The sequence below is a fragment of the Colwellia sp. BRX9-1 genome, from assembly GCF_014077195.1.
In the GTDB taxonomy this organism is placed as follows: Bacteria; Pseudomonadota; Gammaproteobacteria; order Enterobacterales; family Alteromonadaceae; genus Colwellia_A.
The window spans coordinates 1-11,791 of sequence record NZ_JACGVM010000036.1 but is presented as its reverse complement, the minus strand read 5'-3'; the positions used below and the strand labels follow the sequence as shown (position 1 = coordinate 11,791).

Genomic DNA, 11,791 nt, shown 5'->3' with positions numbered 1-11,791 from the left:
AATAAACTATCAATAAATTGTCAATAAACTATCAAAATTATAAATAATTAGCCATTGACTAATAAATGGTCATTGGACTATTATCAATTTTAACTGGTCGAACGTCCGATGAGTTGTAGCACCAATAAAAATAAGACGTAAAAATATAATTATAAAATAAAATTTAAAATAATTTGGGGAAATAATGAATATAATCAAACGTATAACGGTTGTAGCAGGGATCTGCCTGACATTCTGCTCAGCAGCTTCTTACAGTAAAGAATATAAAATAGTACTTATCCATGGCTTTCAGCCACAACAACTTATTGTTGATGGTGACGTTACGGCGAGTGGTCAAAATTACTGGCAAGGCTATTGGAATAACCTCAGTGATGCCCGTATTGACTGGCCTTCATATGAACGAATAGAAGGTAAAATAGCCACAGATTATGTTTGGCCAAAGTTGAAATCATTTTCTGAAAGTAACTTTTGTACACCGGGTTGCATCTTTGTAACACATTCAACCGGTGATTTAGTGGCACGGTATATTATAGATAACCAAGAAACTTGGTTGGAAAATGCTGGATTAGCACCACTGAATATTGTTGCAACTTTTGACATTGCTGGCGCAGGTGGTGGTAGTGAACTTGCTGATGTGGCGGTAAGTGTTGCTGAGGGTACAGAAACGTGGTCTTTTGTCATTGAGGCAGCATTAGAGGCTTGGTTAGGCGGCGATCTTGGCGATGAAATGGGCGTACTTAATGATTTAAAAGTCAATAACGCTAGACAACTTGCACCATTACCAGATGCGAGGATCCCTCGTCTACGCTTTGTCGGTGATGCAAGTGAATATTTAGGGGTTACTAGCCCATTTATTCAAGGTAATGACGACGGTGTTGTTGGTACGCACTCCTCTTGCGGAGCTAATCGCCAAGCAAGATACGGTAGCTGCAGTACCGGTATCGCGTTAAATGGTAAAATAGAACAGCAAGGTAATGCCGTTAATGGTTTTATGCCATACCATTATCCAATGCTTATGGGTAAAGCTTATAGTCATGGTTCGTTACTTGAGCCACAACAGCAAGGTAAAGTGACGGCAGCAAGTAATCAGAAAAACCTACTGTCAGGAGAAAGTATTTACTTTGACACTTATACTAAAACGACTGGCTGGTGGCTTTGGAAAAGTAATTATCTCTATATTGAAAATTCGAATGATGACAGTATGTCAACGCTCATTTATGACGCGATTCCGAATTAAATAATATAGTTAAGGCTGTTGGTTTTCTAGGTTAATCAAGGAAAATCAACAGTGTCTTGGCAAAAGAGTAAAGCCGTTATGAAAAAAAAATCATTGTTAAAACAATTCAGTGTTATATCTACTATCGCCGTTGTTGTTTGGCTCTTTTGGCCATCAATACCGCAAAAACTAACGATTGTTAATGAACCCTTGAAAAAAACAATTCCAATTAAGACAACTAGCTTGCCAAAACAGCCGCCAAGTAATAATAGTTCGCTCGAGGTTACAGTTAATAAAATCACTTCAAACGATTCAGCAGTACTTGTTGCACAAGCGTATGCGGCAGAGTTAACTTTTCCACCCTATTCACAACCTTTAACGGATAAAGATTTTGACCGCTTAACCCCTAATTTTTTTAATCCACAATCTATGTTAGTCGACGACAATGGCACTCAAGTAAGTGCCGCATTATCAAAATATCGTTATACCTATCCCGAAGTCGTTTTTGCGACACTAACCGGTGAAAATATTACCGGCGCAGAGCTGCAACTTGTCGATATCATTACAGGTAAAGTATTATTGACCAGTCAATTTGAACAGGGTGAAGAAAACTGGCATTCACACTTTACCGGTAAAAGAGATTTGCCACGAGAATTGCAAGCATCGATTAAGGCGAAAATTAACGGTAAGAATATTAATATTACCCTAGCACTTAAATATGTTGATTCAGTTGCTACCCTAGAAAGTTTTGAACCGGCCTACAATGAAGATGCTGATATGGTATTAAAAGCTAATTTAACCACTAGAGAGCAAGGCCTATATAGAATGCGGGCAAATTTATTTGATGCCAATTACCAACCCATCGCCCACTTAGTTAGCAAAGCAAAACTCAATAAGGGCAATAGTCATCTTTATTTAAAAGCTCACCGGTCAGTATTACAAGGCAGGCAAGCGCCATTTTACTTATCAACTTTTTCAATTGAATTAATGTCACCTGCTCCCGGTGAACCGACCAAGTACGGTGATAGTTCAATTGATGAACATGCAATAAAAGGTTTTGCAGTCAACAGTTTAAGCGATTTGCCCTATCAAGCTTCTTCGCAGGAACAACAACGCTTACTACTGTTGCAGAACATGGCAGAAGGCAGGTAGAAGGTTTGATTGATAGTTGATAATTGATGAAACGATGTGTTAATCAATCGTCTGAATAGCGCTGATTTTCGTAGATAAACAACGACAAGAGCTTTTATTAAAGTCGCAGTGTAAAATAAAGTTTAGTTTGATAACCGCTATCAAACTAAACTTATTTATCGATTAATAAGGTGCTAAGGCATCCAAGCGTAACTAACTTTAGTAAACAAAGTACGTTCGCCACGCCTTAACGTAGTTAAGTCGTCATCTTGATAGCTAGTGTCTGAATATCCTAAGAAAAATACTGTCTGTGGATTAAGCTTATAGCTATAAATTAATTGTGTTGATAAATCACTATTGGTGTTCGAATAAGCTGAAATATTATTATCTGGATTTTTATCTACATCGTAGTAAACAACATTTAATTTAAGATAACTGTTCACATCAAATTGGTAAGAAACTCTTAATTCCACTATGTTCGCATCGTATACATTACCTTGACTCGTATCGAGAGTTTCATAAGTATAAGAAAAATCAATCTCTAAATGACTGGTTGGGTTAAGGCGAGTGTTCGCATAAATTTCTTGATAATCAGCGAGGCGATTATTTTGGTAATCTATTTTTTTACCAAAAGAAAAATAAACTTCACCATAAAGGTATCTTGTTGGTTTTATATACGCAAACATAGTCAAAAGCTTTTCAGTAAACCGGTCGGTATTACCGTCAATAGAGTCATCAAACTCAATTGCTGCGAGGCCACCATTTAATTGATTTAACTCACTTTTACGTAACCCTATTTTATCTGCATAGGTAAACATAATATCAAATTGTGAAAGTTTAGGGCCATCAATCGTAAAACTCGAAGCCAAACTTTTTTCGAGCAATTCACCATTTTCATTGTGTTTAATTTGCCACTGACCTGACAATTTTGCTTCTTGCCAAAAGCTGTCGCCTTCACTGTAAAAGAAACGGTCAACTAATAGTCTCTCATCTTGATAATCAGCTTGGGGCATAAAACCTAAATCAGCACGGAAATCTTTACCTATTTTTTGATGTTCAGCACTTACCGACCAATACTCCGAGTTGTGCTCATAACTAAGTTTGACCGCTTGGTCGGCAAAATCAGTCGACTCCTCTATTGAATTGTCACTGTTTGAATGAACAACTTGTGCAAGAATAGCATTTGAGTCATCCATTTTATATTTGGTATTGATACCGGCAACGGTATTTTGATAACTATCAGACTTTCTTAAGGTGCTAATTGCACCTAATGAAAAGTCTTCAGAAAAGTCGTAGCGATATTTAAATGCGCCAGAGTGGCTTTCTTCATCTAACGATTTTAAACGTGAGCCGGTATTTCCTGGCACAATAAAATTAGTTTCTGTGTCATGACTAATAAAAGCACCATAGGTATGGTTGTCATTAGTACCGGTTAATTTTGCACCATAATCAGGGTCGGCAATGTTTCTGGTATAAACTAAATTAAAATTTGAAGAGAAATAATCTGAGTTTTCTACAAAGAAAGGGCGAGCCTCACGATAAAACAAGGAATAGGTTTTATTAACGCTAAGTTGTCCCGCATCAGACTCTACTGTCGAAAAATCTGGGTTTACCGTAACGTTTAATAGCGTGTTGGCATTAATCCCCCAGCGTAAGTCAACGCCCGCTTCGGTGTCGTTATCGCTTTGCCATTCATCTTGTGGGTCGTAAATGTCACGAGTATCATTTTTACTTGCCACTATTGCTGGCGTGATTGTTAAATTGTTACCGGTTTTTGCATCTTTAAAACCTTTTGCTTCAGGTATTTGGCATAACCAACAATCATTGTCTCGGTCGAGCGGTATATGAGATATACGCAGGCGAGAGTCGCGCGGGTAGAGACGAATAAACTCAATTGCCCAGGTTTTTTCTTCATCTGTGTCAGCAAAGTTCAATGCATGGTAGGGCACAGCCATTTCAACTTGATAGCCACTCGCTGTTCTTTTGCCAAACGATTGCCACATACCATCCCAAGCTGAATTGACATCACCGGTGAGTTCGTTTTTTATTCTATCGATTTGCGATCCGTAAGGATTAACAAAGAGTTCATAACTTAATCGTCGATTGTTGTAAGTGTCGAGTTTTATACCCACCACATCGTCTTCGAGTCGTGTATCTCGGTCACCTAAGTAGGCAATTATTTCTTCTGGGTTGGGATCTTGGGCAATAAAAGAGATATAAATGGTCTCGCCATTTTCAAATATTTTTGCGGTGGTTTTAACCGGGCTAGGCTTATTATTCCAAGGGGAATTAACAATGTTGAGCTCTATGGATAATGCCTGAGACCATTCCTCTTCGTTGATGTTGCCGTCTATGGTGACTTTTGTTTTAGCATAAGGTATCGATAAATGATCGATTTTATTAATTGTTTGTTCTTGGGCATTTTGTTCAGCAAAACTATTCTGTGAAAATAGTAAGAATATACTAGCTACTAGGGCTTTGTAGCTACTTCTTAACAACAACATTTTTTCTCCAGGGTTACATTTTATTATTTTTATATTGTGACTCTGGATAAATTGTGTCAAAAAAATGCAGTTAAAACAATCATTAATTATTCTAGCTCTATTATTAGCAGGCAATAAAAAAGTCGCCAAATGGCGACTTTACTTAAAAGCTGATGGGATTTTTATTTATTTTTACTTCATCCAAGCATAGCTAAACTTCATAAAGAGATTACGTTTATTTTGATTTAAGTCGCTAAAATCTTCTTCGGTGTAGTGTCTATCAGAATAGCCTAGATAGAAAACTGTTTGCGAATTCAACTTGTAGGCGTACAACAATTCAGTTGAGACGTTCTTCCTGCTTTGGGTAATATCTTCGGGATCCGTGTAAATATAATTGTTAATATTTCTGTTGGTATTATTATAAATAAAACTAAAACGTAAAAAACTTAACACATTAAATTGGTACGTTGCTCTAAAATCGGTCAATCTTGCAGTAAAGACGTTGTTACTGGTCGCATCGACATTATGATTAGTGGCATCTAATTGATTAAAGGTATGTTTGATATTTAATTCTAAATGCTTATCAACATTTAAGGTTACCTTTGAACTCCACTGTTTAGTACGGCCCAGACGGTTGTTTCTATAATCAATGGCATCGCCGTATTTAAAGTTACTGTTAAAGTATAGACCTAGCATTGGATTAACTTCACCAAAGAGTGAAAATTGATTTTCGGTAAATAAGGTGGTGTTACCGTCAATGGCTAAAATACTTTTATCTTTTCTTAAACCGACTAAATCACGGTTTGAATAAGAAAAGCGGAAGTATGAATTCATACTTGAATTTAGTTGAGCGTTGATATCAAATTCTTTTTCAATCAATTCATTATTGTCGTTATGGGTGATATCCCAATCAGAATATATTTTAAATTTCGTCCACCATTCGCCTGGTTTCGCATACCACTTTCTATCACCACCAACAGAAAAACGCTTGTAGTCAACATTAGGAATAAAGCCTAAATCACCACGAAAGCCAGAATTTTGCTGATCGTATGTTACGCGGTAATACCAGTCTCGGTCATTGTGAGAATAGCTTGTTTTAAAGGCACTACCACTAAACTTATCATCTTTTAAGGTCCGTAAAACCTGCTCATTGTAATCACATTGACTATAGCCACAGTCAATGTTTTCTGGTGGCGCATGGCAATTGTCTGACTCACTTGAATCGTCGCTATCATCGGCATTACAAAATTGCTCAAATAAGTTATCAGGATATTCTGTAGTTGAATAAAGCGCTTGAAACTTAAAGACATCAGCCGTTGAAAGTCTAATTTGACTGCCGACACTGTGTACTATATTTTGATAATCTTCGGCGGTACGTATGGTACTTACGGTCCCCATAGTGATGTTTTCGTTAAAATTGTAACGATAGCGAAAAGCGCTTGCTTTTGATTCGCCTTCGATGCTCGCTATGGAAGAGCCTCTATTACCGGGGATTAAAATATTGGTACTGTCGTCATCGGTGACAAATAAACCAAAGGAGTGATCATTTTCTCGACCAGTTAATTTAGCACCGTAGTTTGGCGCGTTAATATTTCGGGTATAAATCAGGTTATAATTTGAATCAAAGTAATCAGCATTATCTAGAAAAAACGGTCTTTTTTCTTGGGTGAAAAGTGCAAAGTTATTATTGATATTTAACTGAGCATTATCTGTTTCAACTGTTGAAAAGTCTGGATTAATTGTGGCATTCAACACCCAGTCAGGTGTTATTCCCCAACGAACATCTAAGCTAGCTTCTGTGTTGGTTTCACTCTGCCAATCCTCATTATTTTCTCTTTGTTCATTAACGCCGGTAACAAGTGAAGGCGTAACGGTTAAGTTATCGCCTTGTTTTGCCCCCGTAAAGCCTTCAATCGTGTGAAGTTGGCATAACTCACAGTCGTTATCTCGTTCAAGGCGGACGTTTGAGAAACGAAAAAATTCGTTTCTCGGATAAAAACGCATTAATTCAATGCCCCAATCTTGTAATGACGATTTTTCAGTAAAGTTAAGCATACGAAGGGGTAAAGCCATTTCTACTATATAGCCTTTATCGTTAATTATTCCTGCACTGTCCCAGATGCCATCCCAAGAATCACTTTCACTTTTCGTTATTTCATTTTCGACACCGTCGATTTGAGAGCCTAAAGGGTTGACTAAAAATCGATAAGCCGAACGTTGGTCGTTATAAGTGTCAATTTTTATGCCAACGACATCGTCACCCCATGATTGATCTCTATCGCGGTAAAACGCTCGAATTTGGCTTGGGTTGGGATCTTCAGCAATGAAAGCAATATAGAAAGTACCGCCATCTTCCATTAATAACGCTTCGGTATGAACTTGGCTAGGTATATTGTCGTATGGACGAGTAACGTTATTGATTAATATTTTTTTTGCATGGCGCCATTGTTTTTCATCTAATTTAGCATCTATGGTTATTTTACCTGAAATCCTTGGGATTTGGGTTGACTGTTGCGCGTTAGCTTTACAATGAAAAGAAAATAATAAAGTGGAAATAGTCAAAATATGGCTGAATTTGACAGTGAACATTGATGCTCCAAAGGAAAGTGTTTGCACAAAGTTTATCTGCAATACTGACGGTAAACTTAAGTAATAGATTTACCGGCGATGGTGAAGAAAGTTAGACTTTCTGTCAAAGGAATTACGATAACTGGTATAAGGAATACGATTAATGGTTTTTTCTAACATTTTTTGCATGCTTAATCGTAGAAAATTTAGCTCGAATCTATAAATATTCTCCTGCATAATGGAATGCCTGTTATCTAGTTCTTCATTATTATGCCACTTACTTTACTCGATATTCTTGCCTTTATATGCTTTGTAACTTGTTGGATTGGTTACACTTGGTTTGCTCGTGTCAAGGCAAAAAACACTAATTGTATCGCCAGATGTCTTCATCAACATAGAATTCATTGGATGAATGAGCTAATGACGCGAGATATTCGTGTTGGTGAAGCTGCGTTGTTAGCAAATTTGGAGCGAAATATTGCTTTTTTTGCTTCAACAACTTTACTGGTTTTAGCCGGTGTATTGACTCTATTCGCTCAAGTCGAACGTTTAGAAGCGGTAATAGGTTCAATTCCCTATGCTGATTTTCCAAATCATGCGGCGATACAATTAAAATTAGGTGTCTTAGCTTTTATTTTCATTATGTCCTTTTTTCAATTTACTTGGTCTATGCGACAGTATGGCTTTTTAAATGTCATGATTGGTGCTGCGCCTTATGATGAGTTAGGCGAAGATGAAAACTTGCGTGCCTATGCAAAACAAATGGCAATAGTACAAGACCAAGCCGCACATTCTTATAATTATGGATTACGTTCTTATTATTTTTCTATTGCGGCAATGTGTTGGTTTTTTCATCCTGCGTTATTTATTTTTGCCAGTTTACTGGTTGTTTATACTTTATTTTATCGTGAATTTAGATCCCGAGCAGTAAAAGCTATTACCGCCGCACAAGAGCACTTAAGAATAGAGCATACAAAAAAGCGCGGTCATGATATTGATGAGTAAACATAATTACTCTGCTTATTCGGTGCAAGATTTTGACAATTTTGATTGTTTGAAAATATCAAAATGGGTCTACGTAGCCTTGATTTTTATTTTACGGGGTTATGTTGTTTGGCTAATGTCGGTAACCAATATGAAAGACCGTGTTGGTATTATTCAATGGATATACCCTGAAACATCATTGTTTTATTTAAGCTTAGGCTCTGGGGCGTTAGGTGTTTTTATTGTCCTTGTCTTAAGTTTACGGCGGCCAAATGCGAAAGGTTGGGTTAAAAAATCATGGCGCCATGGTAAAGGTATTCTCACTTTCGCCTTACTTTTTGATTTGATTATTTGCTTAGTTGGCTTTTTTTATTGGCATTTACTGTCATTAACATGGTTAATTACCCAAGCTATTATTGTTGGAGCGCTTATAATCATGTTAAATCTCAGTAAAAAATTTACAATAAATATTACTGAGTTTCCAGAGCCACTTCCTGACCCAAAAAAAAGGTGATGAAATCACAATGAATAACGAACAAGCTGTACAGCAAGATGAACGATTAATTATATTAGATACAGAAACAACGGGTATTAATCCTAGGGAAGGGCACCGAATTGTTGAAGTAGGCTGTGTTGAAATGATCAACCGACAGTTAACCGGTCGTAGTTTTCACGTTTATATCAATCCATTATTTGAAATGGATCAGGAAGTTATCAATATTCACGGATTAACCAATGAGTTCCTTCGTGATAAACCTTTATTTAGTCAAGTCGCCGATGACTTTATCGGATTTATTAAAGGTGCACGCCTTGTTATTCATAACGCTAAATTTGATATCGGCTTTATGGACAATGAATTTGCTTTATTAAAGCGAAATATTCCCAACACTCGTGATATGTGTACTGTTATAGATACGTTGCATGTTTCAAAAGATGAATTTGGTTCACCAAAGACCCTAGATTATTTAGCCCGTTACTATCGTGTCGATAAATTAGTCGACCGCACTTATCATGGTGCATTAATCGATGCTCAACTTTTAGCGTTTGTTTATGTAGAGATGACGCGTAAGCAGTCCGTGTTAAATCTATCAGCAGGCAGCGAATCAGGTGACAGTAATGCTATTCGTCGTTTACCCGCACAACGAACAAAATTAAAGGTTATCCAAGCTTCTGCCGATGAACTTATTAAGCATAGTGAAAGATTAGCGATTGTTGCTGAAAAAGGGAGCGAACCAATATGGCCCAAATAGGTCAGTCAAAACTTTTTATTATCATAGTAGTAGCCTTTCTATTGATATCTATACCAAGTTATGGACAACAAACCAAAATTGATTATTACCAATCAGATAATGTTACCAATGCTATTCCTTATTTTGAAAATCGGTTTAAAATAGATGCCTTGCTTGAAGAAATAACTCTGTTATTTTATCGAAGAAGTGGCACGCCACCCATCATACTTGTGCGCCCTGATGGCACCAAAATTAAAATTAATAATTTACCTAAAGATAAAATCACTTGGTTTGATGATCGTACTTTTGATTTAATCACCATTAAAAATCCAATGCCCGGCCCTTGGCAGGCTATTGGTGATATTTTACCGCAAAGCCACATTATGGTTGTCACTGATGTCACTATTAAAGTTGACCCCTTACCTGAGGTTATCCTCTCGGGAGAAACCTTAAAAATTGAAGGGCACCTTTATAATGGAGAACAAGCTATTGACGATCCACTCTTTCGTGACGTTATTAACCTCAATGTAGATTTTTTTAGTACCAATAATTCTGCGTATGATAATTTTGGTGCTGAACCCATTAAAATAGCGCAGTTTCGTGATGATGGCCGTGACTTAGATGAGTATGCCAAGGATGGTGTCTTTACCGGCGAATTTGAACTTGCTTTTGCTCCGGGTGAATGGCTACCTATTTACTCTGTTATTATGCCGATGGCTACTCGAGAGTTACGACAAAAACCCATTATTTTGCAAAAGACACCAATTACCATTTCTGTTGAACCCGTAATGGAAGTCGGGAAGTCTCACAAGGTCATCTTTACTATCGACCCCACTTATGTAGATATGGATAGTGTTTTGTTTCAAGGGAAAGTTATTTTTCCAGACCGTCAAGAAGTACCATTTTCTATTATGGAAGGAAAAGGAAATTTACGTACTTACGAACTTGCTTACACCGAGTCAGGTGTTCATCGTATACAAGTGAGTGTTTTTGGCAAAACAATTAACGGCCGCGAATTCCGTTTAGTGTTAGAACAATTTACCTTTAATGCAGAAAGTAAAACGGGCTTAGTGATGCCGACCCTAAATGCTAATGGTGAAATGACATCACTCCCTGTAGACAAAGCGGATGTTGTTATTACCGATAAAATTATACTAGCAGAGGAAAAAGCTAAACAATTAGCCATGGAGTTGCAAGAAGCTAAAGTCGAACAAGAAAGCGCAAAAAGTGAAAAAGATCTACAAACTTATATTATTATTGCTGTTGCAAACGTCGGAATCGTCCTTATTGCGTTAGTCTTTTACTTTATATCTCGCCGAAAAAAGAACAAAAAATGATGAATAGCCAATTAAATAAAGCCATTTTTGAATGTAATTCCTCCGTATTGTACATCAAACGTGCATACAGTTAATTATATTAAAAAAGTGGTTGACTGCTCTGCGTCTTAACCGTATTATCTCCGCCGCATTCAACGACTTGTTGACGAATGTGTTGATTATACAGCGGAGTGGTAGTTCAGTTGGTTAGAATACCGGCCTGTCACGCCGGGGGTCGCGGGTTCGAGTCCCGTCCACTCCGCCAATTAATCAAAGGTTAAGCACCTAGTTTTACTAAACGTTTAAAACAATACAGCGGAGTGGTAGTTCAGTTGGTTAGAATACCGGCCTGTCACGCCGGGGGTCGCGGGTTCGAGTCCCGTCCACTCCGCCAACATTGTTTAAGTAAAGAATAAGGTTTGAATGACCTAACGATAAAAGGCGTGACATCTTTTATTATAACATTCAAAAGCAATACAGCGGAGTGGTAGTTCAGTTGGTTAGAATACCGGCCTGTCACGCCGGGGGTCGCGGGTTCGAGTCCCGTCCACTCCGCCAACATTGTTTAAATTAAGAATAAGGTTTGAATGACCTAACTATAAAAGGCGTGACATCTTTTATACTAACATTCAAAAGTAAAATCACGGGTTTAAGTACCGTCTACTTAGGTAGTAAAACTTGAAGAAAGCAATACAGCGGAGTGGTAGTTCAGTTGGTTAGAATACCGGCCTGTCACGCCGGGGGTCGCGGGTTCGAGTCCCGTCCACTCCGCCAACATTGTTTTTACTGTTTTTTATAGTCATATAAAAAATTAAAATAGTTCAAGACCTCAAGACCTCAAGACCTCAAGACCTCAAGACCTCA

At 37.6% G+C, this 11,791-nt stretch carries 8 protein-coding genes and 4 tRNA genes; 10 read left to right on the top strand and 2 right to left on the bottom strand.

Annotated elements, in window-relative coordinates; genetic code table 11:
• The first annotated feature begins 184 nt into the window (after nt 1–184).
• Both H4J76_RS19110 and H4J76_RS19105 read left to right on the top strand, forming a co-directional pair.
• Entirely contained in the window at nt 185–1,237 is a 1,053-nt protein-coding gene (locus H4J76_RS19110; protein WP_182231110.1) for a hypothetical protein, read from the top strand.
• 78 nt (nt 1,238–1,315) lie between these two features.
• On the top strand, nt 1,316–2,368 hold the full coding sequence (locus H4J76_RS19105) for a hypothetical protein (RefSeq protein WP_182231109.1): 1,053 nt from the start codon (nt 1,316–1,318) through the stop codon (nt 2,366–2,368).
• Between the two features lie 173 nt (nt 2,369–2,541).
• Here the strand turns inward: H4J76_RS19105 and H4J76_RS19100 are convergent, their stop codons facing one another.
• Complete coding sequence (locus H4J76_RS19100) at nt 2,542–4,851, bottom strand: carbohydrate binding family 9 domain-containing protein (RefSeq protein WP_182216159.1); 2,310 nt, start codon at nt 4,849–4,851, stop codon at nt 2,542–2,544.
• A 171-nt stretch (nt 4,852–5,022) separates the two neighbouring features.
• Nucleotides 5,023–7,419, bottom strand: a complete 2,397-nt coding sequence (locus tag H4J76_RS19095) for a carbohydrate binding family 9 domain-containing protein (RefSeq protein ID WP_182231108.1) — start codon at nt 7,417–7,419, stop codon at nt 5,023–5,025.
• 249 nt (nt 7,420–7,668) lie between these two features.
• On the opposite strand from H4J76_RS19095, the gene H4J76_RS19090 reads away from it, so the two are divergent.
• The 8 genes from H4J76_RS19090 (at nt 7,669) to H4J76_RS19055 (ending at nt 11,701) form a co-directional block, all read left to right on the top strand.
• On the top strand, nt 7,669–8,403 hold the full coding sequence (locus H4J76_RS19090; protein WP_182216155.1) for a DUF599 domain-containing protein: 735 nt from the start codon (nt 7,669–7,671) through the stop codon (nt 8,401–8,403).
• A complete protein-coding gene (locus H4J76_RS19085) occupies nt 8,396–8,896 on the top strand; it encodes a DUF2919 family protein (RefSeq protein ID WP_182216154.1) in 501 nt (166 codons plus the stop codon). The genes H4J76_RS19090 and H4J76_RS19085 overlap by 8 nt, the downstream gene beginning before the upstream one ends.
• A gap of 10 nt (nt 8,897–8,906) precedes the next feature.
• Nucleotides 8,907–9,632, top strand: coding sequence for a DNA polymerase III subunit epsilon (dnaQ, locus tag H4J76_RS19080; protein WP_182216152.1), 726 nt, complete (start codon nt 8,907–8,909; stop codon nt 9,630–9,632).
• Nucleotides 9,620–10,948, top strand: a complete 1,329-nt coding sequence (locus tag H4J76_RS19075) for a TIGR03503 family protein (RefSeq protein ID WP_182216150.1) — start codon at nt 9,620–9,622, stop codon at nt 10,946–10,948. The genes dnaQ and H4J76_RS19075 overlap by 13 nt, the downstream gene beginning before the upstream one ends.
• 167 nt (nt 10,949–11,115) lie before the next feature.
• Nucleotides 11,116–11,192, top strand: a tRNA-Asp gene (locus tag H4J76_RS19070).
• 52 nt (nt 11,193–11,244) lie between these two features.
• Nucleotides 11,245–11,321: transfer RNA gene (locus H4J76_RS19065), tRNA-Asp, on the top strand.
• 87 nt (nt 11,322–11,408) lie between these two features.
• A tRNA-Asp gene (locus H4J76_RS19060) sits at nt 11,409–11,485 on the top strand.
• A 139-nt stretch (nt 11,486–11,624) separates the two neighbouring features.
• Nucleotides 11,625–11,701: transfer RNA gene (locus H4J76_RS19055), tRNA-Asp, on the top strand.
• Nucleotides 11,702–11,791 lie beyond the last annotated feature (90 nt).